Origin of the sequence: Rhizobium sp. BR 250, assembly GCF_047445855.1 — a bacterium.
Classification (GTDB): Bacteria; Pseudomonadota; Alphaproteobacteria; order Rhizobiales; family Rhizobiaceae; genus Agrobacterium; species Agrobacterium tumefaciens_I.
In genome coordinates this window covers 269,580-293,774 of the sequence record NZ_JARWKW010000006.1, presented here as the reverse complement: position 1 = coordinate 293,774, position 24,195 = coordinate 269,580, and the positions used below count along the sequence as shown (strand labels likewise).

Annotated in this window: 29 protein-coding genes; 14 read left to right on the top strand and 15 right to left on the bottom strand. The window is 60.5% G+C overall.

What is annotated here, in order from left to right:
* Positions 1 to 30: 30 nt before the first annotated feature.
* From QD336_RS12440 to QD336_RS12430, 3 genes are all read right to left on the bottom strand, one after another.
* Positions 31 to 984: an acetyl-CoA carboxylase carboxyltransferase subunit alpha gene (locus QD336_RS12440; protein ID WP_269346719.1), complete on the bottom strand. Its 954-nt coding sequence runs from the start codon at positions 982 to 984 to the stop codon at positions 31 to 33.
* Between the two features lie 62 nt (positions 985 to 1,046).
* Complete coding sequence (locus QD336_RS12435) at positions 1,047 to 2,042, bottom strand: site-specific tyrosine recombinase XerD (RefSeq protein WP_499170918.1); 996 nt, start codon at positions 2,040 to 2,042, stop codon at positions 1,047 to 1,049.
* Positions 2,039 to 2,212 (bottom strand): histidine kinase, encoded by a 174-nt coding sequence (locus QD336_RS12430; protein ID WP_173988904.1) that lies wholly within the window; start codon positions 2,210 to 2,212, stop codon positions 2,039 to 2,041. The genes QD336_RS12435 and QD336_RS12430 overlap by 4 nt, the downstream gene beginning before the upstream one ends.
* Before the next feature lie 188 nt (positions 2,213 to 2,400).
* Between QD336_RS12430 and QD336_RS12425 the strand changes: the two genes are divergently transcribed.
* The gene (locus tag QD336_RS12425; RefSeq protein WP_269346722.1) at positions 2,401 to 2,982 is read left to right on the top strand and encodes a shikimate kinase; all 582 of its coding nucleotides are present in this window, start codon (positions 2,401 to 2,403) and stop codon (positions 2,980 to 2,982) included.
* Positions 2,983 to 2,987: 5 nt separating this feature from the next.
* Entirely contained in the window at positions 2,988 to 4,121 is a 1,134-nt protein-coding gene (gene aroB / locus QD336_RS12420) for a 3-dehydroquinate synthase (RefSeq protein ID WP_269346723.1), read from the top strand.
* 22 nt (positions 4,122 to 4,143) lie between these two features.
* On the opposite strand, the gene QD336_RS12415 is transcribed toward aroB, so the two are convergent.
* Positions 4,144 to 4,677, bottom strand: a complete 534-nt coding sequence (locus tag QD336_RS12415) for a P-loop NTPase family protein (protein WP_499170917.1) — start codon at positions 4,675 to 4,677, stop codon at positions 4,144 to 4,146.
* A gap of 94 nt (positions 4,678 to 4,771) precedes the next feature.
* The gene (locus QD336_RS12410; protein ID WP_499170915.1) at positions 4,772 to 5,053 is read right to left on the bottom strand and encodes a BolA family protein; all 282 of its coding nucleotides are present in this window, start codon (positions 5,051 to 5,053) and stop codon (positions 4,772 to 4,774) included.
* A 115-nt stretch (positions 5,054 to 5,168) separates the two neighbouring features.
* Here QD336_RS12410 and QD336_RS12405 point away from each other — a divergent pair, with 115 nt between their 5' ends.
* From QD336_RS12405 to QD336_RS12390, 4 genes are all read left to right on the top strand, one after another.
* Entirely contained in the window at positions 5,169 to 5,804 is a 636-nt protein-coding gene (locus QD336_RS12405; protein WP_269346727.1) for a J domain-containing protein, read from the top strand.
* A 68-nt stretch (positions 5,805 to 5,872) separates the two neighbouring features.
* Positions 5,873 to 6,862 carry a cobaltochelatase subunit CobS gene (cobS, locus tag QD336_RS12400; protein ID WP_269346729.1) on the top strand — a complete coding sequence of 330 codons (990 nt, stop codon included), beginning with the start codon at positions 5,873 to 5,875 and terminating at the stop codon, positions 6,860 to 6,862.
* 107 nt (positions 6,863 to 6,969) lie between these two features.
* The gene (gene cobT, locus QD336_RS12395) at positions 6,970 to 8,874 is read left to right on the top strand and encodes a cobaltochelatase subunit CobT (protein ID WP_269346785.1); all 1,905 of its coding nucleotides are present in this window, start codon (positions 6,970 to 6,972) and stop codon (positions 8,872 to 8,874) included.
* A 37-nt stretch (positions 8,875 to 8,911) separates the two neighbouring features.
* Positions 8,912 to 9,889: an esterase-like activity of phytase family protein gene (locus tag QD336_RS12390; RefSeq protein ID WP_499170959.1), complete on the top strand. Its 978-nt coding sequence runs from the start codon at positions 8,912 to 8,914 to the stop codon at positions 9,887 to 9,889.
* Positions 9,890 to 9,892: 3 nt separating this feature from the next.
* Here the strand turns inward: QD336_RS12390 and QD336_RS12385 are convergent, their stop codons facing one another.
* The 3 genes from QD336_RS12385 to rpmB all read right to left on the bottom strand — a co-directional run bounded on the left by QD336_RS12385 (position 9,893) and on the right by rpmB (position 11,425).
* Positions 9,893 to 10,228 (bottom strand): pentapeptide repeat-containing protein, encoded by a 336-nt coding sequence (locus QD336_RS12385; protein ID WP_269346731.1) that lies wholly within the window; start codon positions 10,226 to 10,228, stop codon positions 9,893 to 9,895.
* Positions 10,229 to 10,332: 104 nt separating this feature from the next.
* Complete coding sequence (locus tag QD336_RS12380; RefSeq protein ID WP_499170912.1) at positions 10,333 to 10,971, bottom strand: queuosine precursor transporter; 639 nt, start codon at positions 10,969 to 10,971, stop codon at positions 10,333 to 10,335.
* Between the two features lie 163 nt (positions 10,972 to 11,134).
* Positions 11,135 to 11,425, bottom strand: coding sequence for a 50S ribosomal protein L28 (gene rpmB / locus QD336_RS12375; RefSeq protein ID WP_003509888.1), 291 nt, complete (start codon positions 11,423 to 11,425; stop codon positions 11,135 to 11,137).
* A 252-nt stretch (positions 11,426 to 11,677) separates the two neighbouring features.
* Between rpmB and QD336_RS12370 the strand changes: the two genes are divergently transcribed.
* Positions 11,678 to 12,451, top strand: coding sequence for a DUF3108 domain-containing protein (locus tag QD336_RS12370; RefSeq protein WP_269346738.1), 774 nt, complete (start codon positions 11,678 to 11,680; stop codon positions 12,449 to 12,451).
* 207 nt (positions 12,452 to 12,658) lie between these two features.
* Here the strand turns inward: QD336_RS12370 and QD336_RS12365 are convergent, their stop codons facing one another.
* Entirely contained in the window at positions 12,659 to 13,099 is a 441-nt protein-coding gene (locus QD336_RS12365; RefSeq protein ID WP_499170910.1) for a cupin domain-containing protein, read from the bottom strand.
* Positions 13,099 to 13,869, bottom strand: coding sequence for a hydroxyacylglutathione hydrolase (gene gloB, locus QD336_RS12360; protein ID WP_269346740.1), 771 nt, complete (start codon positions 13,867 to 13,869; stop codon positions 13,099 to 13,101). Before gloB ends, QD336_RS12365 begins: the two co-directional genes overlap by 1 nt.
* Before the next feature lie 118 nt (positions 13,870 to 13,987).
* Between gloB and QD336_RS12355 the strand changes: the two genes are divergently transcribed.
* From QD336_RS12355 to QD336_RS12345, 3 genes are all read left to right on the top strand, one after another.
* Positions 13,988 to 14,749 (top strand): class I SAM-dependent methyltransferase, encoded by a 762-nt coding sequence (locus QD336_RS12355; RefSeq protein WP_499170909.1) that lies wholly within the window; start codon positions 13,988 to 13,990, stop codon positions 14,747 to 14,749.
* 84 nt (positions 14,750 to 14,833) lie between these two features.
* Positions 14,834 to 15,940 (top strand): histidinol-phosphate transaminase, encoded by a 1,107-nt coding sequence (hisC, locus tag QD336_RS12350; RefSeq protein ID WP_499170908.1) that lies wholly within the window; start codon positions 14,834 to 14,836, stop codon positions 15,938 to 15,940.
* Entirely contained in the window at positions 15,940 to 16,869 is a 930-nt protein-coding gene (locus QD336_RS12345; RefSeq protein WP_499170906.1) for a prephenate/arogenate dehydrogenase family protein, read from the top strand. The genes hisC and QD336_RS12345 overlap by 1 nt, the downstream gene beginning before the upstream one ends.
* Positions 16,870 to 17,029: 160 nt before the next feature.
* Here QD336_RS12345 and QD336_RS12340 read toward each other — a convergent pair whose 3' ends face one another.
* Positions 17,030 to 18,031 (bottom strand): DUF2125 domain-containing protein, encoded by a 1,002-nt coding sequence (locus QD336_RS12340; protein WP_499170905.1) that lies wholly within the window; start codon positions 18,029 to 18,031, stop codon positions 17,030 to 17,032.
* A gap of 49 nt (positions 18,032 to 18,080) precedes the next feature.
* Here QD336_RS12340 and QD336_RS12335 point away from each other — a divergent pair, with 49 nt between their 5' ends.
* Positions 18,081 to 18,632 (top strand): gamma-glutamylcyclotransferase, encoded by a 552-nt coding sequence (locus tag QD336_RS12335; RefSeq protein ID WP_499170903.1) that lies wholly within the window; start codon positions 18,081 to 18,083, stop codon positions 18,630 to 18,632.
* Here QD336_RS12335 and QD336_RS12330 read toward each other — a convergent pair.
* From QD336_RS12330 to ftsE, 4 genes are all read right to left on the bottom strand, one after another.
* Positions 18,605 to 19,402 carry a lysophospholipid acyltransferase family protein gene (locus QD336_RS12330; RefSeq protein WP_499170902.1) on the bottom strand — a complete coding sequence of 266 codons (798 nt, stop codon included), beginning with the start codon at positions 19,400 to 19,402 and terminating at the stop codon, positions 18,605 to 18,607. The two genes, QD336_RS12335 and QD336_RS12330, sit on opposite strands and share 28 nt — an antisense overlap.
* Before the next feature lie 110 nt (positions 19,403 to 19,512).
* Positions 19,513 to 20,229, bottom strand: a complete 717-nt coding sequence (locus QD336_RS12325) for a YdcF family protein (RefSeq protein ID WP_499170958.1) — start codon at positions 20,227 to 20,229, stop codon at positions 19,513 to 19,515.
* A 129-nt stretch (positions 20,230 to 20,358) separates the two neighbouring features.
* Entirely contained in the window at positions 20,359 to 21,366 is a 1,008-nt protein-coding gene (locus QD336_RS12320; protein WP_269346749.1) for a cell division protein FtsX, read from the bottom strand.
* On the bottom strand, positions 21,359 to 22,018 hold the full coding sequence (gene ftsE, locus QD336_RS12315) for a cell division ATP-binding protein FtsE (RefSeq protein WP_269346750.1): 660 nt from the start codon (positions 22,016 to 22,018) through the stop codon (positions 21,359 to 21,361). The genes QD336_RS12320 and ftsE overlap by 8 nt, the downstream gene beginning before the upstream one ends.
* A gap of 199 nt (positions 22,019 to 22,217) precedes the next feature.
* Here ftsE and QD336_RS12310 point away from each other — a divergent pair, with 199 nt between their 5' ends.
* From QD336_RS12310 to QD336_RS12300, 3 genes are all read left to right on the top strand, one after another.
* The gene (locus tag QD336_RS12310) at positions 22,218 to 22,889 is read left to right on the top strand and encodes a hypothetical protein (protein WP_499170900.1); all 672 of its coding nucleotides are present in this window, start codon (positions 22,218 to 22,220) and stop codon (positions 22,887 to 22,889) included.
* A gap of 68 nt (positions 22,890 to 22,957) precedes the next feature.
* Positions 22,958 to 23,500 (top strand): hypoxanthine phosphoribosyltransferase, encoded by a 543-nt coding sequence (gene hpt, locus QD336_RS12305; protein WP_269346755.1) that lies wholly within the window; start codon positions 22,958 to 22,960, stop codon positions 23,498 to 23,500.
* 142 nt (positions 23,501 to 23,642) lie between these two features.
* Positions 23,643 to 24,002, top strand: coding sequence for a response regulator (locus QD336_RS12300; protein WP_269346757.1), 360 nt, complete (start codon positions 23,643 to 23,645; stop codon positions 24,000 to 24,002).
* Positions 24,003 to 24,195 lie beyond the last annotated feature (193 nt).

The following is a 24,195-nucleotide window of genomic DNA, read 5'->3' as shown; positions in this document are numbered from 1 at the left end:
AAACCGCTACGCACTTTTGACGGAAATGCTCTAGAGATTCCGGCCGATATCCAGGAATTTCTGGCGGCGTTCAGCGCGCAGCTGCGTGCCGGAACGCTGGGAAAGATCGGCAAGCGCCTTGGCGATGACATCGCCGGTCGCTTTGATGACGGTTTCCGGTGCGCGGTGCGCGCCGCCGATCGGCTCGGGGATGATTCCATCGATGACGCCGAGCGACTTCAGATCTTCCGAGGTGATCTTCATGTTGGTCGCGGCTTCCTTGGCGCGGGTCGAATCGCGCCAGAGAATGGAGGCGGCACCTTCCGGGGAGATCACCGAATAGATCGCATGTTCGAGCATGTAGACGCGGTTGCCGGTGGCGATCGCGATCGCGCCGCCCGAGCCGCCTTCGCCGATGACGACGGAAACGATCGGCACCTTCACGTTGAGGCACATTTCCGTCGAGCGGGCGATGGCCTCGGCCTGTCCGCGCTCTTCCGCGCCGACGCCGGGATAGGCGCCTGCGGTATCGATGAGGGTGACGACCGGCAACGAGAAGCGGTCGGCCAGTTCCAGCACACGGATCGCCTTGCGGTAACCTTCCGGGCGCGGGCTGCCGAAATTATGCTTCAGGCGGCTTTTGGTGTCGTTGCCCTTTTCCTGGCCGATGATGGCGACGGGCTGACCGTTGAAGCGGCCGAGGCCTGCCTGAATGGCGGCGTCTTCGGCAAATTTGCGGTCACCGGCCAGCGGCGTGAAATCGGTAAACAGCGCCTTGGCGTAATCGACGAAATGCGGACGCTGCGGATGGCGCGCGACCTGCGTTTTCTGCCAGGCGTTCAGCTTGGAATAGATGTCCTGCATCGCGTCGTTGACGCGCGATTCCAGGCGGTTGATCTCCTCCGAGGTGTCTATGCTCTCGTCTTCATCGGCAAGCTTCTTCAGCTCGATGATCTTGCCCTCAAGGTCCGAGATAGGTTTTTCGAAGTCGAGATAATTGTGCATGAGATCCGTTTCCGATCGTTTTGCGCAAGGTTTGACCGGATTATCCGGCGGTTCCGGTCGCTCTAATCAAGGTTTTTGCCCTGTTTGGCAAGGGGGTGATGTGTTTGTACCAGCTCTTGCAAGCGTTCTTCCAGCACATGTGTATAGATTTGTGTCGTGGAAATGTCGGAATGGCCGAGCAGTTCCTGCACCGCGCGCAAATCCGCACCGTTCTGCAGCAGGTGGCTGGCGAAGGCGTGGCGCAGCACATGCGGCGATACAGCGGACGGGGTTAGACCCGCACGAATGGCGATGTCCTTGAGGTCTCGGGCGAAGACCTGGCGGGGCAGATGCCCTTCCTTGCCGCTCGAAGGAAAGAGCCACGGGCTCTCCGGTGTCTCCGGTTTTTTCTGAGAAGCGGCCGCCTTGCTTTTCTCCGGTGCGAGCGCCTTTCGGGCGGCTTCGTATTTTTCCATGGCCCCGATGGCGGCGTGCGAAAGAAGCACCATACGGTCCTTGTTGCCCTTGCCGCGGATCATCAGGAAGCGGCCTTCCTGGCGCAGCACCTTGACGGGGAGCGAGACCAGCTCGCTGACACGCATGCCGGTGGCATAAAGCAGTTCGAGCAGCAGATGCATGCGGATGCGGGCAAGCTGGCCGGGACCTGCGGTTGCCGCTTCCTGCGCCGCGAGCCCAAGAAGCCGGTTCACATCGGCCACGCTCATCGTTTTCGGCAGGGCGAGGCCCTTCCTGGGTGCGTCGATGATGCCGGTCGGGTCATCGCCGCGCAGCCCTTCCGAATAAAGAAAGCGATAGAACTGCCGCATGGAGGAGAGGCGCCGCGCCTGTGAGGTTGCGGCAAAACCCTGAGCGGAAAGATGGGTCAGATAGGCGGAAAGGTCCGGTGTCTGCGCTTCCGTCAGGGATTGGCCGCGACCGGAGAGAAATTCGCGCAGGTCGGAAAGGTCGCGCTCATAGGAAGAGAGCGTATTGGCGGCGGCACCGCGCTCGGCGCTCATCATCTCCAGAAAACTTTCAAGCCGCGCGCCGTCGCGCCCTGCCGTTTGTTGTCCGCTCATGGGGTGCGCCTTGCCGGTTCCGTGGTGGGCGGGTTCAGCCGCTCGGAGGGAATGCGCACGGTCACCTCGCGGTCGCGCGGCTGAACGACCATGACAAGCAGCACCATGCCGCCATAGATCAGCCCCGCGATGGTCGCCAGTATCATCGTGAAGCGGAAGAGGGTGGGCATGGCGGCTCCGTGCAGGTGGCGGTCGAAATCTATATGCGGTGCGGCGAAAGCGGCGACAAGGTCAAAAAGCCCGCTCCACCCCGCGCCGCATGCGGCGATCATTGTGATTCACCGCAATTCAGTCAGCAATTTGGCTTGACGCTTCGTAAACATTTGCCGATATCCATGCCAAACGGGCTTTCAAATTTATGAATGAAACGAATTTATCCGTCCCGGCCACACTCGGGGAGCAAGCACGGGCAAAGCTCGGACGGCGCAACATCGTCTTCGTCGGGCTGATGGGGGCTGGAAAGTCGGCGGTCGGCCGCATGGTTGCCCAGCAGCTCAAGGTTCCTTTCATTGATACGGATGTCGAAATCGAGCGCGTATCGCGCATGACGATATCGGAGCTTTTCGCCACCTATGGCGAGGAGGAATTCCGGGCGCTGGAAACACGGGTCATCAAGCGCCTGCTGCGTGGCGGCCCCAAGGTCATTTCCACCGGTGGCGGCGCCTTCATCAACGACAATACCCGCGGGCATATCCGGCGCGGCGGCATTTCGCTGTGGCTGAAGGCCGATCTCGAGGTTCTGTGGGAAAGGGTCAACAAGCGCGATCACCGTCCGCTTCTGAAGACCGAGAACCCCAAGGCCACGCTGGCCTCCCTGATGGAGAAACGTTACCCGATCTATGCGGAAGCGGATCTGACGATCATGTCCCGGGATGTCCGCAAGGAGATCATCGCGACCGAAGTGCTGACGGCCATAGCCGGCCTCGAACAGAAAGACTGACCACCATGACGCCTTCCGAAATCCACGCCGATGAACGTCTCGTCCATGTGCCGCTCGGCGAGCGCGCCTATGACATTCTGATCGGGCCGGGGCTGATCGGCAGGGCGGGCGGCGAGATTTCAGCGCGGCTGAAGGGCAGACGCGCGGCGATCATCACCGACGAGCATGTTGCGCCGCTTTACCTCGAAGGCCTGATGGACGGTTTGCAGACGGACGGCATCGAGGCCGTTTCGCTGACCCTGCCGGCCGGCGAAAAGACCAAGAGCTTCGAGCATCTCGTTACCGTCTGCGACGCGGTTCTGGCCGCAAGGGTGGAGCGCAACGATGCGGTCATCGCGCTCGGCGGCGGTGTGATCGGCGATCTCGCGGGTTTTGCCGCAGGTATCGTTCGCCGGGGCGTGCGCTTCGTTCAGATCCCGACCTCGCTTCTGTCGCAGGTCGATTCCTCCGTCGGCGGCAAGACCGGCATCAATACTCGCCACGGCAAGAACCTCATCGGTGTTTTCCATCAGCCCGATCTGGTGCTGGCGGATACGGCGGTACTCGATACGCTGAGTCCGCGGGAATTCCGCGCCGGTTATGCCGAAGTGGTGAAATACGGTCTGATCGACAAGCCGGATTTCTTCTTCTGGCTGGAAAAGAACTGGGACGACATCCGCACCGGTGGCCCGGCTCGCATCCAGGCGATTGCCACGAGCTGCCAGGCCAAGGCCGATGTGGTGGTGGCCGACGAGAAGGAAAACGGCGTGCGCGCCCTTCTGAACCTCGGCCACACCTTCGGTCACGCGCTGGAAGCGGCAACCAATTACGACAGCAAGCGGCTGGTGCACGGCGAAGGTGTCGCCATCGGCATGGTGCTGGCGCACCAGTTCTCCGCCCGCCTCAACCTAGCAAGCCCTGACGATGCCGCGCGCGTCGAGGCGCATCTGAAGGCCGTCGGCCTGCCGACGACGATGAAGGACATTCCCGGCGAATTGCCGCCGGTCGAAACCCTGATGGCGGCAATCGCGCAGGACAAGAAGGTCAAGGGCGGCAAGCTCACCTTCATCCTCACCCACGGCATCGGCCAGTCCTTCGTGGCCGACGATGTCGCGGCGTCCGAAGTACAGTCCTTCCTGACGGAGAAGCATCCGGGGTGAACCACCTGAAATCACTCCCTGATCAGAAGGCCCCGGCCTCATTGGCCAGACGTTCTATCGCTTGAGGCGATAGCGCCGCAGCCTCGGCCCGGGTTTTAAGGCGGACCTTGCCGCTACCGAAGGCTTCATAAAGCTGCAGATGCCCTGCAAAGGAGGATGACGTCGTTCGCGTCCAGTAATCTCCTGCCCATGCCAGAAGTGCCGCCTGATCGCTCTCGGTCTCGCCGTGCTGTGTGCCGCGCCGCAACAGGCCGTCATGACATTCGGCCCAGGGCAGGTCGAGCCATATCAGCGCGTTTGCTTTAGGCAGCGCCGTTTCAACCAGCCAGCCATAGACGCCTTCGATGATCCAGTCGCTGGTATTGGCGTGGCCGGTCGCCAGAAGTCTGGCTTCCTCCTCGTCCCGTTTACGCCCGTCCGCCTGCCAGTGCAGGTGATCGAGATCGTAAACGGGCAATTTCAGCGCCGAACCGAATTTTGACGCGAGACTGCTTTTGCCGGAGCCGCTATTGCCGATTATGGCGATGCGGAGCGAGGAGGCGTCTGCTGCCGACATTCGGGTCATCCGTCGAGTTAAGTTTCTTTTGTAATGCAGAATCTTTCAGCGAACTTGATTCTTAGCCCGAAAATACGAAAGTAATGCTGCGTGACTAGAACTGCACCGTTTCCCCCGGTGCCGCCGCCTCGATCGCGAGCGCATGCAGCCCCGCGTCGAGTTCCGGCTTCAAAAGCGCGTTGATCGCCCGGTGGCGCTCGACGCGAGACTTGCCGGAAAAGCTTTCAGACACTATTTGAACACGCATATGCGTCTCGCCCGTGCCGGTGATATCCGGCTGGTGGCCCGCATGCATCTGGCTTTCATCCACAACCCTCAGGCGCTCCGGTGAAAAGCTCTCCCTGAGCTTGGTTTCTATGCACTCTCGCAGGGACATTCGAAGGGCTCCAATTCTGTTTGCCGGTCTTTGAAGGGGGCTCCCTAAAAGCCTGTAACATTCCGCTTTGTCAATTCTTGTTGTGCGGCTTTTCGCACCCCATAATCAGGGCATCATGAAACTGGATTCGAAATATTTCGATCGCATCCGCACGCGCCGGAAAAGGGAGCGGGAACCTGAGGTTCAGGCCCCGACCTGCCAGTGGGACGGATGCGACAAACCGGGTATTCACCGGGCACCCGTCGGCCGCAATGCCGAGGGGCAATTCTTCCTGTTCTGTTTTGAGCACGTGAAGGAATACAACAAGGGCTATAATTATTTTTCCGGCCTCTCCGACAGCGAGATCGCCCGTTACCAGAAGGAAGCGATCACCGGCCATCGCCCCACCTGGACGGTGGGCGTGAACAAGACGGCCCGCGACAGCCCGCTGCATTCCACGCTGCGCTCCGGCACGGCGAGCGGCAATGCCCGTATCCGCGATCCTTTCGGCTTTGCCGGCGGTTTTGCGGGTGGATCGAGGGCAGGCGGTACCCGCATGCAGCAGGACCGCAAGCTGAAGACGCTGGAGGCAAAAGCCTTCGATACGCTCGGTCTTTCTTCCAGCGCAAAGCAGGAAGACATAAAAAGGCGCTACAAGGAGCTTGTCAAAAAGCACCATCCTGATGCTAATGGTGGCGATCGTGGTTCGGAAGAGCGTTTTCGGGCTGTTGTTCAAGCATATCAATTGTTAAAGCAGTCAGGTTTCTGCTAAGCCAACTTACGTGTTTACCGCCTGATTGATGATGTGGCCGGGTGGCTGCCGCCCGCCTTGGAGACGTGATGAGCAAAATCGACCTTGATATTTCCAACCTGCCCGACACGACGGTGTCCGTGCGGGAGGTTTTCGGCATTGATACGGATCTGCGGGTTCCCGCCTATACGCAGGGCGACGCCTATGTGCCGGATCTCGATCCCGACTATCTTTTCGACCGCGATACGACGCTTGCGATCCTCGCCGGTTTTGCTCACAACCGACGCGTCATGGTTTCCGGTTTCCACGGCACGGGTAAATCCACCCATATCGAGCAGGTCGCGGCCCGCCTCAACTGGCCCTGCGTGCGCGTCAACCTCGACAGCCATGTCAGCCGTATCGATCTCGTCGGCAAGGATGCCATCGTTCTGAAGGACGGCAAGCAGGTTACCGAATTCAAGGACGGCATCCTGCCCTGGGCTTACCAGCACAATGTCGCGCTCGTTTTCGATGAATATGATGCCGGCCGCCCGGACGTGATGTTCGTCATCCAGCGCGTGCTGGAATCCTCCGGCCGCCTGACCCTGCTCGACCAGAGCCGCGTCATCCGTCCTCACCCCGCCTTCCGCATTTTCGCGACCGCGAACACCATCGGTCTTGGCGATACGACCGGCCTTTACCACGGTACGCAGCAGATCAACCAGGCGCAGATGGACCGCTGGTCCATCGTCACCACGCTGAACTATCTGCCGCATGAGCAGGAAGTGAACATCATCGCCGCCAAGGTGAAGAGCTTTGACAATCCGAAGGGCCGTGAAACCGTTTCCAAGATGGTGCGCGTGGCCGATCTCACCCGTTCGGCCTTCATCAATGGCGATCTTTCCACCGTCATGAGCCCGCGTACCGTCATCACCTGGGCGGAAAATGCGGAAATCTTCGGCGATCTCGCTTTTGCCTTCCGCGTGACCTTCCTCAACAAGTGCGATGAACTGGAGCGCACGCTGGTGGCCGAGCAATATCAGCGCGCCTTCGGCGTCGAGCTGAAGGAAAGCGCCGCGAACATCGTTCTCAGCGCCTGATCTCCCCGGCTTGTCCGGAGAAGATCACCGATGACTTGAAGACGCCGGCCGGCCGCGCATCCTGAGGATGGGCGTGCCGCAGGCGCCGACGAATGACAGGAAAGACAATGGCAGGGCGCGGCGACAATTCCAGAGCGAAACCGGGTACGGCGATCGATACGGAGCCGTTGCGTCAGGCGATTGCCGGATGTGTGCGATCGGTTGCCGGCGATGCCGAAGTCGAGGTCGTTTTCGCCAATGAGCGGCCGGGCCTTGCCGGCGAGCGCATGCGCCTGCCGGAAATCTCCAAGAAACCCACCGCACAGGAAATCGCCATCACGCGTGGCCTCGGCGATTCCATGGCCCTGCGTCTCGCCTGCCATGATGCCGATACCCATGCGGTAATGTCGCCACAAGGTGCGGAGGCGCGGCTGATTTTCGATGCCGTCGAACAGGCGCGTGTGGAATCCATCGGCGCGCTGCGCATGCCGGGCATGGCCTCCAACATCCATGCCATGAACACCGAGAAATACGCCAAGGCGAATTTCGCCGGCATCAGCAACAAGGATGATGCGCCGCTCGCGGAAGCCGTGGCGCTTCTGGTGCGTGAGAAGCTGACCGGCGAAAAGCCGCCGGAAAGCGCCGGCAAGGTTGTCGATCTGTGGCGCGATTTCATCGAGGACAAGGCCGCCGGCGACCTTAAAGATCTCTCAAGCGTCATCACCGACCAGAAGGCGTTTTCGCGGCTGGTGCGCAAGATGCTGACCTCCATGCAGATGGCGGAGGATTTCGGCGACGAGGATAACGAGCCGGAGAGCCAGGAGGCGGAGTCCAACGAGGACCAGCCGCGCACCAACGAGACCGAAGAAGAGCAGGTCGAGGAAGAAGCCGGCTCGGACGCGACGCCCGCTGATGAGAACGAGGCCTCGCAGGAGGAAATGGAAGAAGGCGAGATGGACGGCGCCGAGATGTCGGACGAGGAAATGTCCGACGATCTCGACGAGGATTCCGAAACGCCCGGCGAGACCCGCCGCCCCAATAGCCCCTTCGATGATTTCAACGAAAAGGTCGACTACCGTATCTTTACCGAGGAATTCGACGAGGAAATCCGTGCCGAGGAACTCTGCGACGAGGCCGAGCTTGACCGTCTGCGCGCCTTCCTCGACAAGCAGCTCGCCCATCTTCAGGGTGCCGTCGGGCGCCTGGCGAACCGTCTGCAGCGCCGCCTGATGGCGCAGCAGAACCGTTCCTGGGATTTTGATCTGGAAGAGGGTTATCTCGACCCGGCCCGTCTCGTCAGGCTCATCATCGACCCCATGCAGCCGCTTTCCTTCAAGAAGGAGCGCGACACCAAGTTCCGCGATACCGTGGTTTCGCTTGTCATCGATAATTCCGGTTCGATGCGCGGCCGTCCGATCACCGTTGCAGCCACCTGCGCCGATATTCTGGCGCGCACGCTGGAGCGCTCGGGCGTGAAGGTGGAGATTCTCGGTTTCACCACCAAGGCGTGGAAGGGCGGGCAGTCGCGCGAGCAGTGGCTGGCGAACAGCAAGCCCGCTTCACCGGGCCGCCTTAATGATCTACGCCACATCATCTACAAGTCGGCGGATGCGCCATGGCGGCGTTCGAGGCGCAATCTCGGTCTGATGATGCGCGAAGGCCTGCTGAAGGAAAACATCGATGGTGAGGCGCTGATGTGGGCGCATAACCGCCTGATCGGCCGCCCCGAGCAGCGCAAGATCATGATGATGATTTCAGACGGTGCGCCGGTGGATGATTCGACCCTGTCGGTCAATCCGGGCAACTATCTGGAACGGCACCTGCGCGCCGTCATCGAGCAGATCGAAACGCGGTCGCCCGTCGAGCTGCTGGCGATCGGTATCGGCCATGATGTGACGCGTTATTACCGTCGCGCCGTCACCATCGTGGATGCGGACGAACTGGCCGGCGCAATGACCGAGCAGCTTGCGGCCCTCTTCGAGGATACGAGCGGTGCTTCCGGTTCGTCCCGCAGGGTTCGCCGTGCGGGATAAGCGGGGCCGGGCTTCTTCCGCCTGCAAAACTTTCATGATGGCAGCCATTCTGGCGGCTGGAGCACTATTCCCGGTTTCCATCGGCGCCTCCACTATCGATGTGCCGGTGAGCGCGCGTCTCCTGTCCTCTTTCGAGGTCGGCACCAGCACAAAACGTTTCGGCAAGCTGGAATTTGTCGGCGGTATGGTGATGAGCGCGCCCGAAAAGCTGTTCGGGGCGATATCCTCCATCCGTTTCCGCCCCGACGGGCAGGAGTTTATTGCGGTGCTGGATACCGGCCACTGGCTGACGGGCAGGGTCACGCGCGATGCGGCCGGCGCGCTGTCCGGACTTGCTGACGTCCGTATCACCCCCATGCTGGACATGGGCGGACGCGAACCGCCACGCAAGATGGAGATGGACGCGGAAGGGCTGGCCCTGCGCGGCGACAAGGTCTTCGTCAGCTACGAGCAGCGGCACAGGATCGATATCTATCCCGATCCGGGTTTTGCAACGTCAAAGCCGCTTGGCCGCCTGCCATATCTCATCCCCAGTAACGAGCTGCGCCATAATGGCGGCATGGAGGCCCTGGCGTTATCGCCAACCGATTCACCGCTCGCTGGCGCTCTGGTCGTGGTGGCTGAGAAGAGCATCGATGCGGATGGCAATCTTCTCGCCGCCATTTTGGAAGGTCCGCTGAAGGGCACATTTGCCGTCACCCACCACCCGTCATTCGATGTGACGGACGGCGCTTTCCTGCCCAATGGTGATCTGCTGCTTCTGGAGCGACGCTTCAACTTCGCCGAAGGCGTTGGCATGCGCATCCGCCGCGTCCGCGGGGGAGACATCAAGCCGGGTGCGGTGGTGGATGGCGAAATCCTGCTGGAAGCGGGCATGGCCTACCAGATCGACAATATGGAAGGCATGGATGTGGTGAAGGGGCCGGATGGCTCCACGCGTCTCATCATCGTTTCCGATGACAACCACTCGTTTCTCCAGCGCAATCTGATGCTGGAATTCAAGCTGGTGGAGTGAATATCAGGCCTGCTCTTGTGCGGCCTTGTAGGCAGCCAGGAGATCCTCGACAGGGATGCCGTCGATCTTCATGCCGGTCATCCGGCATGCCGTTATCTGCGTGCCGGACAGATTTGAATTGCTCAGTTTCAGACCGGAAAAATTGACGTCATCAATCGACCAGCCGGACATGTTGCTGTCCGTAAACGATGCACCGGAAAAGTTGATGTCGTTGAAGCGCGTGCCGGCCAGGTTGGCATTGTTGAAGACCGTCCCCGACAGATTGACGTTATCGAAGCTGGAGCCCGAAAGCGTGGCGCTCGTCGCATCCACAATGTCGATAACGTCCTTGATCTGCATGTCAGCCTGCCTCCGCGCTGTGTCACGGACGGCAGACTGCAATGCCGTCAGCGGGTTTGCAAGCGCGATTTGTTCCACGCTTGCAAACCCGGTCAACGGAGATGTCAGGCCGATTTGGCGGCGCCTGGCATCGGCTTCAGCGTGTTCATCAGCGCGCCGTAGGGCAGGAGCATGACGAGGCCGACGAGGACCTTCACCGAAAGATCACCCAGCGCCCAGGAAATCCACCGGGGGGCTTCCAGAGCGAAGACGCCGAGCACCGGCGCGTTCTCGATGGCGAAGGCATCATTGGGCCCGACGAAGGAGAAGCTTGCCGCAAAGGCGATGGAGAAGAACAGGGCCGTATCCAGCACCGAACCCAACATCGAGCCGGCAAGCGGCGCATGCCACCAGCGCTGGCGGCGCAGGCGGTTGAAGACCGAAATATCGAGCAGCTGGCCGATCAGATAGGCGGTGCCGGAGGCGACGGCGATGCGGGGGATGGATGTCCAGAAGGAAAGCGTGACGCCGACGACGAAGCCGGCAAGCACAACGCGGCGCGCGACCGAGGGGCCGAACTGGCGGTTCGTCAGGTCGGTGACGAGGAAGGCTACCGGATAGGTGAAGGCACCCCAAGTCAGAAGGTCGCCGAGGTTGATACCAAACAGCGAGCCCGACAGCGGATATTGCACCAGAACATTGGAGGCGACGACGACGAGCGTCATCAGCAGAACATAGATAAGCGTAAAGCGCAGATAGGGCATTTTTTTATCCTGGGTGATGCCACCAGTTGGAGCCAAACATCGGAAGGAAACGTCTCAAACGGTTTCCATAGACTCGATGTACCTAAAATCTGGAACAAACAAAAGGCTTGAGCGGCAAAAGCCATTCAAGCCTTCTGAATATCAGATGATGTCAAAACCGCTATTAAGCAGCTTCAGCCGTCTTCTTGGCGATCTGGCGGCGCAGGAGACGAGCGCGCATGCTCAGTTCGTTTTCGCCGGACTTCAGAAGGAAGGCATCGAGGCCGCCACGGTGTTCAACGGAGCGCAGAGCGGCTGCGGAAACACGCAGGCGGAAGCGCTGGCCGAGAGCATCGGAGATCAACGTGACCTGGCAGAGGTTCGGAAGGAACCGGCGCTTGGTCTTGTTGTTGGCGTGGCTGACGTTGTTGCCCGTCTGGACGCCCTTGCCGGTCAATTCGCATACACGGGACATGGGTACACCTATTTCGTTTCGTCTGTTTCACCACTGGCTCGCCACCGGCAAAACCGGGGTGGCAATCCAACTGGCCATGATTGGAAAGTTGCGGTTCTATAGTCAGACGAGACTGAACAGTCAAGCCGCTCGCGATCAAATCAAAGGAAATTCCGGCGTTTTCAACCGTCGTCCGCTTTTTTATTGCCACAAGTCAGCGTATATGATCGCCCGATAAGGCCGCTTCCGCGCCTCTTTTAAGGTGATATCGAAATGATTGCCAGAGGAAAAAGCATTTTCGTGGCCGCTGCTATGGTGTTTGCGGGCGTCTCCCCCTCGCTCGCCGCCGAAGCGCGCCACACAAGCGAATACAGCATCAATCTCGGCATCCTGCCGATCGCGCGGGCGAGTTTTTCGACTCGCATGGACGGGCCGAATTATTCGATCTCCGGTTCCTTCAGCGCCGCCGGCCTTGCCAGCATTCTGAAGGATATTTCCGGCAAGACGACGGTCTCCGGCGCCAAGCGCGGCCACCGGCTGCAGGCCAACGAATATTCGCTGGTCTACAAGGACGGCAAGCGCGTGCGAACCTATGATGTGGTCTATCGCAACGGTAACGTCACATCGACGACGGTGAAACCCGAACCGAAGGCCCGGCCGGACAATTGGGTGGACGTGAAGGACCGTGATCTTCGCTCGGTTCTCGATCCGATTTCCGGCCTCATCATTCCCGCCGGCGGCCGCATCTGCCCGACGCGCCTGCCGATCTATGACGGTGAGTCGCGACTCGATCTCGTTTTGAGCTCCAGCGGCACCAAGCCGTTCAAGACCAATGGCTTCAGCGGCGACGCCATCGTCTGCAAGGCGCGTTACGTGCCGAAGTCGGGTTACCGGCAGGGACGCAAGGATATCGAATATCTGAAATCCATTTCCATGGAGATCTGGTTCGCCAAGTCGAACAATATGGATGTCTATGCGCCCGTTTATGCGATCATCCCGACGCGGGTGGGGCAGGTTTATATTACCGCTACGAAATATGGCGGCTGACCAAAGCTGACGGTGGCGTAAGAAAAGCAGACGTTGCGGCGTATTTCTTCTCCACGCCGGGGAGAAGGTGACCCGAAGGGTCGGATGAGGGGGCGCCGTTGCCGTATCTCACGACTCTAGCCTCCTCATCCCGCTGCCGCGGACTTCTCCCCCTCGGGGAGAAGAAACTTGTGGTGCTCACTCACTCCACAGGCGATTTCTGTAGGTTCAGGGCACATGCCCAGGCGACCAACCGGGTTCGGCCATGACGAAGCTCGAAAAGGCAAAGCCCGGCGAGACGGTGCAGCCGACGAGCGTGAAATCGCCGAGGCTTTCCGCCGATTGCCAGCAATTGGCCGGCACGATCACCTGTGGACGCTCTCCCTCCAGAATGGCGCGGCCAAGCGTGAAGGTCTGCACCTCCCGGCCGTCCTGCGAAAGATGCAGCGCGATCGGCGCGCCGGCATAATAGTGCCAGACCTCTACCGCATCGGTGACCCGGTGCCAGTGCGAACGCTCACCCTTTTCCAGAAGATAATAGATTGCCGTGGAATGGCCGCGCTCGCCGCCGACCGTGTCGCGGAAAGTCTGGTGGTAGAATCCGCCTTCCGGATGCGGCTCCAGCCCCAGTTCGCGAATGATCGCCTGCGCTGACAGATCCGTTGCCATCAGAAATTATCCTTGCGTGTACGGATTTCGGCAAAGACATCGGCGTCCGTGGCGCTTTCAAGGCCCAGATGTCTGCGGATGCCGGCATCGGCCACCCGCATATAGGGGTTGGTCTGTTTTTCGAGCCCGATGGTGGTGGGAATAGTGAATTCATTCGCCTGACGCGCCTTCTCGATGCCTGCCGCACGCGCGCTCAGCACGGCATTGTCGGGATCGACGGTGAGGGCAAAGCGTGCATTCGCAAGCGTATATTCGTGGCCGAAATAGACCTTGGTCTCATCCGGCAGGGCCATCAATTTCTGGAAGGAGTGCCACATATCGGCCGCCGGGCGTTCGAACAGCCGGCCGCAGCCCATGGCGAACAGCGTATCGGCGGCAAACAGCAGGCCGTCATCCGGCAGATAATAGCAGATATGACCCGCCGTATGGCCGGGTGTGGCGATGACCTGAACGCGGCGGCCGGCGAATTCGAATTCGTCGCCATCGGCCTGCGAGCGGTCGAGGCCAGGGATCGCAATCGCCTCGTCATAGGGGCCGTGCACCTCGCAGCGGAACTTGTCCTTCAGCGCCAGATTGGCCTCCACATGGTCCTGATGGTGGTGGGTGGTGAAGATATGGGTGAGCTTCCAGCCGTGGCCGTCGAGAGCGAGCAGGATAGGGCCTTCTTCCGGCGCGTCGATGGTGGCCGTCGCCCCGCTTTCGGGATCGTGCAACAGAACCCCGAAATTGTCGCTGCGGCAAAGAAAGACGTCTATTTCCAAAGGTTTCATCGTATCCTCTCCGTTTGCCGGCCAAAACCGGCGCATTCGCCCGCCTGACTTTCCCAACTGACTTCCAATGTAGGGGCTGACGCCTTGAAGTCCAACCGCCTGATGCTACATTCTCGCCATGAATACCGATATCGTCGATCTGCGCGAATTCTATCATTCACCGCTTGGCCGCTCGGCCGAGCAGGCGATCACCATGGCGCTTTCGACGCTGTGGCCGCCCTTGCCGGAAGAGCGGCTGGTCGGCCTTGGTTATGCGGTGCCGTTTCTGGAACGGTTCCGCCGCGATACGGAGCGCACCTTCGCCTTCATGCCGGCGGGGCAGGGCGCTGTGAACTGGCCGGCGGGCGAATTTTCCTCCACCGCGCTGGTGTTCGATGAGGAACTGCCGCTGCCCGATTCGTCGATAGACCGGGTGTTGATGGTGCATGCGCTGGAATTTGCCGAAAATCCGCGGGAAAGCCTGAAGGAACTTTGGCGGGTGCTGGCGCCCGGTGGCCGTCTGGTGATCGTGGTGCCGAACAGGCGCGGGGTCTGGGCGCGCATGGAACATACGCCCTTCGGTTCCGGCCGGCCCTATTCGCGCGGGCAGCTGACGGCGCTGCTGCGCGAAACCAATTTTACGCCGGGTGCTTCCGCCGAGGCGCTGTTCTTTCCCCCCACCACAAGCCGCCCGGTGCTGAAATTCCGCCGTTACCTCGAACTGACCGGCCGTCGCCTCTGGCCGCTGTTTTCCGGCGTCATCGTGGTGGAAGCCCAGAAGCGCCTCTATCAGGGATTGCCCGTCACCCAGCGCGCCTCGCGCCGCGTTTTTGTGCCCGTGCTCGCGCCGCAGGGGGTTCCAACGACTCGCGCGGCTGCAAGCCAAGTAAAGCCGCGCTGACCCTCGACAAAGCGCCCATTCCGGTCTAATGCCTCCGGCATTGCTTTTGCCGGGTTCTCCGGCGTTTTTCCAAAGGTCGATCAAATGAGTGCAGAGCTTAGCCAACCTGTTCCGCGTCCGGGTATTCTGGATATCGCCGCTTATGTTCCCGGCAAGGAACATGTGGACGGCGTCGCGAAGGTTTATAAGCTCTCCTCCAATGAAACACCGCTTGGGCCGAGCCCGAAGGCGATCGAGGCTTTCGGCACGGCCGCCAGCCATCTGGAAATCTATCCGGACGGTCAGGCGATTGCGCTGCGCCAGGCGATTGCCGACGTGCACGGTCTCAACATCGCAAACATCCTGTGCGGCAACGGGTCGGACGAGCTTCTCGGCCTGCTTTGCCACGTCTATCTGGGTTCCGGCGATGAGGCGATCATCACCGAACATGGTTTCCTCGTCTACAAGATCCAGATCATGGGTGCGGGCGCGACCCCGGTGACGGTGAAGGAAAAGGATTGCGCGGTGGATGTGGATGCGATCCTCGCCGCCGTGACACCGAAGACCAAGATGGTGTTTGTCGCCAATCCGGGTAACCCCACAGGCACCTATGTTCCGGTCGCGGAAATCCGCCGCCTGCAGGCCGGTCTGCCCAAACATGTCGTGCTGGTGCTGGATGCGGCTTACGCTGAATATGTGCGCAAGAACGACTATGAGGCCGGTCTTGAGCTGGTCTCCGGCAACCGCAACGTGGTGATGACCCGCACCTTCTCGAAGGTCTATGGCCTCGCTGCCCTGCGTGTCGGCTGGATGTATGGCCCTGCCGCCGTCATCGATGCGCTGAACCGCGTGCGCGGTCCTTTCAACATGAGCGCGCCGGCCATCGCGGCCGGTGCTGCTGCCATCCGCGATCAGGCCTTCGTTGAAAAGGCCGTGGCGCACAATGCGCTGTGGATGGAAAAGCTTGTCACGGCCTTTACCGGTCTCGGCCTCACGGTCACGCCGTCGGTCACCAACTTCATCCTTATCCATTTCCCGGATCAGGACGGCAAGCGCGCGACGGATGCGGATGAGTTCCTGAGCCGCCGCGGTTACATCCTGCGTGCGGTGCGCGGTTACGGTTTCCCGAATGCGCTCCGAATGACTGTCGGTTCTGAAGAGGCCAATCTCGGCGTCATCGCGGCTCTCACCGAGTTCATGGGGCAGGCGTGATGGGTGAAATCATGTTTGAACGCATCGCGCTGATCGGCATCGGCCTGATCGGCTCGTCGATTGCCCGCGATATCAAGGAGCTGGGCCTTGCCCGCCATGTGACGATTTCCACCCGCAGCGAAGACACGCTGAAACGGGCGGAAGAACTGGCGCTCGGTACGGATTACACGGTTTCGGCGGCGGAAGCGGTGAAGAACGCCGATCTCGTCATCGTCTCGGTGCCGGTCGGTGCTTCGGAAAGCGTGGCGCAGCAGATCGCGCCGCATCTGAAACCGGGTGCCATCGTCACCGATGTCGGCTCCACCAAGGCTTCGGTCATCGCGCAGATGGCGCCGCATATGCCTGACAATGTGCATTTCATTCCCGGCCATCCGCTGGCGGGCACGGAAAAATCCGGTCCGGATGCCGGTTTTGCCGGTCTTTTCCGCGATCGCTGGTGCATCTTCACGCCGCTGCCGGGCACGGATGCTGCAGCGCTGGAAAGGCTGCAGGATTTCTGGCGGGCGCTCGGTTCGCGTGTGGATGAAATGGATGCCGAGCACCACGACAAGGTTCTGGCGATCGTTTCGCATCTGCCGCACATCATCGCCTATAATATCGTTGGCACTGCGGATGATCTGGAGACGGTGACCGAATCGGAAGTCATCAAATATTCCGCCTCCGGTTTCCGTGACTTCACGCGTCTCGCCGCCTCCGATCCGACCATGTGGCGCGATGTTTGCTTGCACAACAAGGATGCGATCCTCGAGATGCTGGCGCGCTTCTCCGAAGACCTCGCTTCCCTGCAAAGGGCGATCCGCTGGGGAGAGGGCGACAAGCTGTTCGAACTGTTTTCCCGCACGCGCTCCATCCGCCGCTCCATCATCGAGGCTGGTCAGGACGTCGATACGCCGGACTTCGGGCGTCATGCGCTGGATCAGAAGAAGTAAGCCTGCAAGACAAGGCGCGATCTTCTCTCTTCGTCATGCCGGATTTGATCCGGCATCCAGCCACGGCGCGTTTGCGCCGTGAGGTGAGTCTTACGCGATCAAGGGCTTGATCGCGCTGGACCCCGGTCAGGTCCGGGGTGACGGAGCGGGGCGCTACAGCTCAAATCGGCGGGATTTTCCCAAGCGGAATGAAGCCGCTGACGGTGGCGCGGCCGCGATCCACCACGAGGTCAACGGATGCCCTGTCACCGCCACCGGCAAGCGCGCCGAGCAGTTTGCGGGCTGTATCGATGGTGGATTGCAGCTGCGGAAATGCCTGCTTGGCATTGTCCGACCAGGCGCCGAGCTTTTCGATTTCCAGCTTGAACTGGCCGGAGAGATAACCCTCATTGTCGAAGGAGAAGGGGCCGCTGATGCGCATGGTGCGGCCTTCGCCAATATCCGCCACCAGCCGGCGAAGCTCACCGCTCGTGCCATAAAGGCCGGATTTGTCGCTGCCATCCACCATGCCCGCCTTGCCCGCGAGCGTGACGTCAACGATGGCGTCGAGGCGGGGAAGAACCTGCGGCCAGTCCTTGATGACGGTTGCCGAATCGGTGAGCGTGATCGCGCCGTCGAGATCGGCGCCGTTCTGGCGCAGATGCATTTCCGTCTTGACGGCATCGAAATCGATGGTCTGGCCGGTGACGGAAGAAACCGCCTGCGCCTTCAGCCCGTCGATGACGAGCGAGCTGCGGTCGATGCCCTTCAGCTTGGTGACGATGCTGGACTGCATGTTCTTCCAGGCAGCCGAAATTGTCAGGCCGTGGGCCGAGCGGATTTCCGCCGGCGAATCGAGTTCCCAGACGATATGGCCGGGATTATAGACCTGCGCCGCCGAGCGAAGCTCGCCGAAGGAGGCGGAAACGCCGTTCTCCTTATCGTCCACCGTCACCTTGGAGCAGAAAAGGCCAATGCGGAAGGGATAACCCTTGAAGGCGATATCGCCGCATTCGCCGCTGACGCTGCGGGCCTGCGAGGGGGCGATGACGTTCAGCACCGTCTGCTTTAACCTGTCGGCGGCGTAAAACCACCCGGCGGTATAAAGTCCGATTACCACCACGATGGCGATGGCGAGCCAGAGGAATTTTTTGGCCGTGCCGGATTGGCTTGACGCTGCCATATTGATCTCCGATGAACAGACTTCAGACAATTTCGATTTGGCTTGGGATATGGACGATTTTTGGGTCTTTGGCTACGGTTCGTTGATGTGGAACCCCGGCTTCGCCTTTGAAGAGAGGCAGCAGGCGCGGTTACACGGGTATCGGCGCTCGCTCTGCATCAGTTCCAATTATTATAGAGGCACGGAGGAAAAACCCGGCCTCGTTCTCGGCCTGGAGCGTGGTGGCTCCTGCCTCGGCGTCGCCTTCCGCGTGCGGGGTGCGGACCATGATCCCGTCATGGCCTATCTGCGCGAGCGCGAGTTGGTGACGAATGTCTACAAGGAGCGGGTGGTTTCCATCGCGCTCGCCAATGGCCGGCGCGGCAGTGCGGTGACCTATGTGGCCGATCCCGCGCATGAGCAATATATCGGCGGTCTCGGCGTTGCCGAATCGGCTGTCATCATCGCGGCTGCGACTGGTCGCTCCGGACCGAATACGGATTATGTCTTCAACACCGTGCAGCACCTGCAGGAGATGGGCATTCGCGATTCGCTTCTGGAGAGCATCGCCAAAAATGTCGGCACGCTCGCCGCTCAGCCGGCCGCGGTTTCCTTGCTCTGAAGTTCGGCTATCCGCTTCACGGCGGTCGGCGGCAGCGGCAGGTGCGGGTTGTTGCGCACGGTTTCGAGCAGCAACTCGTCGCTCGCCTTTTCCGTCACATCGATCAAACGCTTGAAAAACACGTCCGGGTCCAGCCCCGGTTCGATGGCCGGCAGGATGCGCACCTTGAAGTGGCCGGGATAACGCATGGTGGACCGGCGCGGCCAGAAGAGGCCGGGATGCATGGCAACGGGAATGACCGGCACCTGCAGATCGCGGTAAAGCCTCGCGATGCCGTAACGATATTCGGGTTCGGCGCCGGGCGGGCGGCGTGTGCCTTCCGGATAGATGATGAGTTCGCGGCCAGCGGCCATTTCCTCTTTCGCCCGCTCCATCACCTTCAGCATCACCTTGCCGCGCGCGGCACGGTTGACCGGGATCATGCGCTGTTTCATCACATACCAGCCGAACAGCGGAATCCACATCAATTCCCGTTTCAGAATGTAGACGGGGTCTGGCAGGTTGGGCAGCAGCGCGTAGGTATCCCAGAAGGACTGGTGCTTGGGTGCGAAGATGCAGCCGGTTTCGGGAATATTTTCCAGCCCTTCAATCTCGAAGGTGGTGCCGACGATGGTTTTCATCAGCCAATGGTTGGACCGCGCCCAGTTCTTGGGAATTTCGAAGGCGATCTTGCGCGGCAGGATGAAATAGATCGGCGTCAGCACGATCATGCGGACAATCAGATTGAGGTAAAACAGCGTATTGAAAAGAAAAGAGCGCAGCTTGAGCATCAACAGCCTTCCCGGGATGCAGCCGTCCGAAGCCTTAAGCCCGATGCCGGATGCCGATGCCAGACGCCTACACGAAAACAAGGGGCGGCAGCAAGCGTGTTTCTGGACGCTTACGACGAAGCCGCCGTCACTTTCGGCGGGGCGTGGTCCGTGACGACCTTGCGCAGGCCGTCGCCCTTGCCGAAGCCGGTGAGGTCACGTCCGGCCGCCGCCACGAACTTCAGATATTCGTAGAGCATGGTTCTCACCACATCCGGTTCCACGAACCAGTTGGTGCGGGCGAGATCGGCGCTGATGACGGGATAGGCGATGAATTCCGTCTGCGGGCTGGCGCTGCGCAATTCATGCAGGCTGCGATGCATGTGGTAATTATTGGTGACGACGACAATGGAGGAATAGTTGTGGTCGCGTATCCAGCTTGCCGCCTCATTGGCGTTGCCGATCGTGTCGATCGCCTTGTAACCCATGTCCACGCAGCAGGAGAACATGTCGGATGACCCTTGCGTCATCTTGCGGATCTGCGCCCGGGTGGTGGCGGGGTTGACGCCGGAAATCAAGAGCCGCTTGCCCACACCGTCTCTCAGCAGGCCGACAGCCTGTTCGATGCGCTGATAACCGCCGGTGAGAACGATGATGGCATCGCCTCTCGCCCCCTCCGGTGGACGCATGGAGGCGACGGAATCGGCAAACCACAAAAAGCCGCCGGAAAATGCGCCGAGCGTGATGACGCAAAGCAGGATGAGACCGCGAATAAAACGGCGCAGAGGACCGCGCCGCGACAACAGGCCCTTTTGGCCCGGCCGCGCCGTCGTCTGATCCTGGTCCATCCGACTCACAAACATTCCTCCTGAATACTCGCCGATTAAGGCAAGGAACAGGCAATTTTGTCCACCGTCCGCAGGTTACATCCGGTGTGTGACGGCTTCAGTTTTTCTGCGGAATTTCGGAGGATAATCTCACGACGCAAGGCCATCGCTTTTCGACGGATCGGACCGGACGCGGTCAATATCGTCAATGGTGCGGATGACGGTCATGCGCGCGGTAATGGTGGTGAGAAGCGCGATTATGATCATCGTCATGGCGATGCCGAAATAACCGCCGAGACCGACCGAAAACGAGCCAAAAAGCGCGCTCGCCTGATCGCTCTGCGGCGTGGCGACCGTGCTCGATTGCCAGAACCCGGCCAAAAGGAACACGGCGGCGGCCAGCGCGCTGCCTGCCGCTGCCCCCTTGAGGCTGATCTTCAGAAAATGCTTCTGGAATTCGCGCGCCACGAAGCTGCTTTCGGCGCCGACGAAATGCAATACCTCGACAATGTGCCGGTTGCCGGACAGTGCACCGCGCGTGGCGAATACCACCGTCAGCACCATGGCGGTGAAGACGAGGATGAGCACGCCGACGCCGATCATGACGGTTGTTCTGGCCATGGAAACCAGCCTGTCCACCCAGGTGCGGTGGTCGTCCAGAAAGGCTTGCGGGATTTCCGTCTTCAGCATATCCCGCATCGCCTGGAAATCGGGCGGGTTGTTTTCATCGATGGTGATGACGACGAGGCGCGGTATGGGAAGTTCGGAGAGATCGAGACCGCTGCCGAGCCATGGCTCCAGCAGGCGCGAGGTCGCCGCATCGTCGAGGATGGTGCCGTCGCGGGTGCCGACGAAAGTGAGCGCCAGATTGCGCGCCTTGGTGAGCGCCGCATTCATGTCCAGCCCGTCCTCGGGTTTGATCTGGATGGTGATCTCGCGGGAAATCTGGCTCTGCCAGGTGGCGGCGGTGGCGCGCACCATGGAGACCGCGCCAAGCGTCAGGCAGGCGAGAAAGGCCATGATGGCAATCACCACCATCAGCGCATTGCCCTGAATGTTGGAAGGCGGCAGGATGGGCGCCATGGGGCGGATGCGCATGGGCGGGCGCTTCGGCTGCGCCGCTTCGGGCTTCAAGGCTTTGCGGTTGATCTCATTCATAGATATCGAGCCGCCCTTCGGTCAGGATCATCCGGCGCGCATCGATCTGGTCCATCAGCGCGAAATCGTGCGTGGCGATGACGACGGCCGTGCCCAGCCGGTTGAGTTCCAGGAAGAGGTTCAGCAGGCGTTTGGCCATGGGCGGATCGACGTTGCCGGTCGGCTCATCGGCCAGCAATATTTCCGGCTGGTCCATCAGCGCGCGGGCAATGGCGGCGCGCTGCTTTTCCCCGCCGGAAAGGATGGCTGGCAGAACATTGATACGCTCGCCAAGCCCGACCCATTTCAGAAGCTCGATCACATCGTTGCGATAGGCGCTTTCTTCCTTGCCGCGCACGCGCAGCGGCAGGGCGACGTTTTCATAGGTGGTCAAATGATCGAGCAGACGGAAATCCTGAAACACGATGCCGACGCGGCGGCGCAGCATCGGCAACTCACTGCGCGGAATGCGCGACACATCGCGGTTGAACATGCGGATATTGCCGCGTGTTGGCTGCAGCGACATCAAGAGCAGGCGCAACAGCGTCGTCTTGCCGGCACCCGACGGGCCGGTCAGAAACTGGAACGACCCTTTGGGAATGTCGAAGGTCATGTCCCTCAGGATCTCGGGTCCCATGCCGTAACGCAACCCGACATTTTCGAAATGGATCAACGGACTTCCAGTCTCTTCGTTTCGTGGTGGTTCGCAAGCCGCCGACGCGTGGGTTCGGATGTCGGGGTTTAAACCGGTTCCGGTGGCCTGCGCGAGCCGTTTTTGCGAAGCATTAACCAATTAAATTTAAAACTTGGCAGGATTCGTTGCAATGCCCAGTTTTGCGGGCCGGAAAACCTGACCGGGGAATTCTATGGCTATGTTCCGTTCATCTCGCCGGCAAGCGGCATTCGATTTTGACCTCCTGATGCCGGAAACACCGGCGCGCCGAACGGCACGGGCGGCAAATCCCGACCGCGATGTGGTAGACGCGGAATTTGTCACCATCAAGGAAAACCGTGCGCGCCAGCCCGGAAATGACAATCGTGGCGCAGCGCGCCGGCAGATGGCAAAGCCACCCGTGACCATCGGTGTGCTCGGCCTTGCTTTCATCGGCTGGCTGGATCGCAGATTGTCGCGCCTTTCGGCGGATGCCTATTCGGCGCTGGTGGCGGGGCTCGCCATTCTCGTTTTCGTCTGCTCGGGCGGCCTGTCTGTCGTGGTGCCGGAAAAGACGGCTGTTGCGGCTTCGGTCAACCCGCTCGCCATTTCCCATGTCTCCGTGACCCCGCAGGAGGCGGGCGGCATGGATATTCTGCTCATCAGCGGCATTGTGGAAAACAATGGCGGCAATCTGGAAGAGGTGCCGGCCCTTCGCGCCGATCTCTTCGCCGCCAAGGGACAGCTGGTGGCGAGCATGGTCATCGAGCCGCCGGTGAAAGAGATGCAGCCCGGTTTCAGCCACGGTTTTTCGGCAAAACTGCGCCATCCCGGTGGAAAAACGCCTGATATCAAGCTTTCCTTCGTTGAGGCGGGTGCGTCCGAACGCTGACTGTGCTAACGCCTGTCTTCTATTTTTACTGAAAGGTAAAATCGGCAAGGCGCAGCACAGGAGTAAGAATGCCCGTCGTCCGTGGAAAAAACATCGAGCCGCTTTATAGCGCCGAGCAGATCGCCGAGCGCAATCGCGACATGGCCAAGCACATTGCCAGCGGCCCGACCAAGGATTTGCTGGTCATCGCCGTGCTCAAGGGATCGTTCATTTTCGCGGCCGATCTTATCCGCGCGCTGCATGACAGCGGCCTAGCGCCCGAAGTCGAGTTCATCACGCTGTCCAGCTATGGCACCGGCACGGTTTCCCAAGGCGTCAGGATCGTCAAGGATATCGACAGTGACGTGAAGGACCGTGATGTCCTGCTGATCGACGATATTCTCGAATCCGGCCGCACGCTGCGTTTTGCCAAGGAACTGCTTTTCGAGCGTGGCGCCCGCAACGTCACCATCGCCGTGCTGCTCGACAAGAAGGTGAAGCGCAAGGAAGATCTGGAGGCCGATTATGTCGGTTTCGAATGTCCTGATTATTTCGTCGTGGGTTATGGCATGGACGTGGCTTATGCCTTCCGCGAACTGCCCTTCGTCGGCGTTGTGACCGGCGACGCCTGAGCTTATTTGCCGTGCCGGAACGGCACAGGGCGGAGACGCCTCATTAACCATTCACCCAGCCTAAGCCTGGGTGTTTACCTCTTGAAAAGAGGAGCCTGCGATGTTGCTCACGGCTGGAAATGATGCCCAGGAGCAATGAGTAATGGCGAAGATTCTGATTACCGAAGACGAGGATGCGCTGCGTTCTTTCGTGGCGCGGGCGCTCCGTCTCGACGGTCACGAGACCCATGAGGCGGCAGATGGCGAGCAGGGGCTGGAGAAGCTCCAGGAAACCAGTTTCGATCTTCTTCTTTCGGATATCCGCATGCCGGTCATGGATGGCATCGAGCTGGCGCACCGCGCTGCCGAAAGCTTCCCGGCCATGCGCATTTTGCTGATGACCGGTTATGCCGAACAGCGCGAACGCGCCGATGATCTGGCGGAGAAGATCGTTGACGTCGTTTCGAAGCCTTTTGCACTTCCAGATATTCGCAAGGCCGTGGCGCGTGCGCTTGCGGCCTGAACGGCGAGATTACAGAGATTGAAAGGGCGGCCAGGGGCCGCCTTTTTTGTTGGTCCGACTTCGTCTGCGGTTCTGCGCAATTCCCCACTTCCGTCATTCCGGCCTTGAGCCGGAATCCAGCCAGCCCAAGCCCTTGGGCTGAAGGGACTGCCTCTCGCCGCGCAGACGCGCGTCGGCTGGATGCCGGATCAAG

What these genes read in the sequence shown, in the direction of transcription:
- QD336_RS12390 (WP_499170959.1), top strand. Translation starts at nt 8,912, where the DNA reads ATGGCAGCCATTCTGGCGGCTGGAGCACTATTCCCGGTTTCCATCGGC.
- hisC (WP_499170908.1), top strand. Translation starts at nt 14,834, where the DNA reads ATGAGTGCAGAGCTTAGCCAACCTGTTCCGCGTCCGGGTATTCTGGAT.
- QD336_RS12330 (WP_499170902.1), bottom strand. Translation starts at nt 19,402, where the DNA reads ATGCTCAAGCTGCGCTCTTTTCTTTTCAATACGCTGTTTTACCTCAAT.
- QD336_RS12405 (WP_269346727.1), top strand. Translation starts at nt 5,169, where the DNA reads ATGAAACTGGATTCGAAATATTTCGATCGCATCCGCACGCGCCGGAAA.
- QD336_RS12345 (WP_499170906.1), top strand. Translation starts at nt 15,940, where the DNA reads ATGGGTGAAATCATGTTTGAACGCATCGCGCTGATCGGCATCGGCCTG.
- QD336_RS12320 (WP_269346749.1), bottom strand. Translation starts at nt 21,366, where the DNA reads ATGAATGAGATCAACCGCAAAGCCTTGAAGCCCGAAGCGGCGCAGCCG.
- QD336_RS12425 (WP_269346722.1), top strand. Translation starts at nt 2,401, where the DNA reads ATGAATGAAACGAATTTATCCGTCCCGGCCACACTCGGGGAGCAAGCA.
- hpt (WP_269346755.1), top strand. Translation starts at nt 22,958, where the DNA reads ATGCCCGTCGTCCGTGGAAAAAACATCGAGCCGCTTTATAGCGCCGAG.
- QD336_RS12380 (WP_499170912.1), bottom strand. Translation starts at nt 10,971, where the DNA reads ATGCCCTATCTGCGCTTTACGCTTATCTATGTTCTGCTGATGACGCTC.
- QD336_RS12300 (WP_269346757.1), top strand. Translation starts at nt 23,643, where the DNA reads ATGGCGAAGATTCTGATTACCGAAGACGAGGATGCGCTGCGTTCTTTC.
- QD336_RS12365 (WP_499170910.1), bottom strand. Translation starts at nt 13,099, where the DNA reads ATGGCAACGGATCTGTCAGCGCAGGCGATCATTCGCGAACTGGGGCTG.
- rpmB (WP_003509888.1), bottom strand. Translation starts at nt 11,425, where the DNA reads ATGTCCCGTGTATGCGAATTGACCGGCAAGGGCGTCCAGACGGGCAAC.
- QD336_RS12430 (WP_173988904.1), bottom strand. Translation starts at nt 2,212, where the DNA reads ATGCCCACCCTCTTCCGCTTCACGATGATACTGGCGACCATCGCGGGG.
- QD336_RS12440 (WP_269346719.1), bottom strand. Translation starts at nt 984, where the DNA reads ATGCACAATTATCTCGACTTCGAAAAACCTATCTCGGACCTTGAGGGC.
- QD336_RS12335 (WP_499170903.1), top strand. Translation starts at nt 18,081, where the DNA reads ATGGACGATTTTTGGGTCTTTGGCTACGGTTCGTTGATGTGGAACCCC.
- QD336_RS12355 (WP_499170909.1), top strand. Translation starts at nt 13,988, where the DNA reads ATGAATACCGATATCGTCGATCTGCGCGAATTCTATCATTCACCGCTT.
- QD336_RS12385 (WP_269346731.1), bottom strand. Translation starts at nt 10,228, where the DNA reads ATGCAGATCAAGGACGTTATCGACATTGTGGATGCGACGAGCGCCACG.
- QD336_RS12325 (WP_499170958.1), bottom strand. Translation starts at nt 20,229, where the DNA reads ATGGACCAGGATCAGACGACGGCGCGGCCGGGCCAAAAGGGCCTGTTG.
- gloB (WP_269346740.1), bottom strand. Translation starts at nt 13,869, where the DNA reads ATGAAACCTTTGGAAATAGACGTCTTTCTTTGCCGCAGCGACAATTTC.
- aroB (WP_269346723.1), top strand. Translation starts at nt 2,988, where the DNA reads ATGACGCCTTCCGAAATCCACGCCGATGAACGTCTCGTCCATGTGCCG.
- cobT (WP_269346785.1), top strand. Translation starts at nt 6,970, where the DNA reads ATGGCAGGGCGCGGCGACAATTCCAGAGCGAAACCGGGTACGGCGATC.
- QD336_RS12410 (WP_499170915.1), bottom strand. Translation starts at nt 5,053, where the DNA reads ATGTCCCTGCGAGAGTGCATAGAAACCAAGCTCAGGGAGAGCTTTTCA.
- cobS (WP_269346729.1), top strand. Translation starts at nt 5,873, where the DNA reads ATGAGCAAAATCGACCTTGATATTTCCAACCTGCCCGACACGACGGTG.
- QD336_RS12435 (WP_499170918.1), bottom strand. Translation starts at nt 2,042, where the DNA reads ATGAGCGGACAACAAACGGCAGGGCGCGACGGCGCGCGGCTTGAAAGT.
- QD336_RS12310 (WP_499170900.1), top strand. Translation starts at nt 22,218, where the DNA reads ATGTTCCGTTCATCTCGCCGGCAAGCGGCATTCGATTTTGACCTCCTG.
- QD336_RS12415 (WP_499170917.1), bottom strand. Translation starts at nt 4,677, where the DNA reads ATGTCGGCAGCAGACGCCTCCTCGCTCCGCATCGCCATAATCGGCAAT.
- QD336_RS12340 (WP_499170905.1), bottom strand. Translation starts at nt 18,031, where the DNA reads ATGGCAGCGTCAAGCCAATCCGGCACGGCCAAAAAATTCCTCTGGCTC.
- QD336_RS12370 (WP_269346738.1), top strand. Translation starts at nt 11,678, where the DNA reads ATGATTGCCAGAGGAAAAAGCATTTTCGTGGCCGCTGCTATGGTGTTT.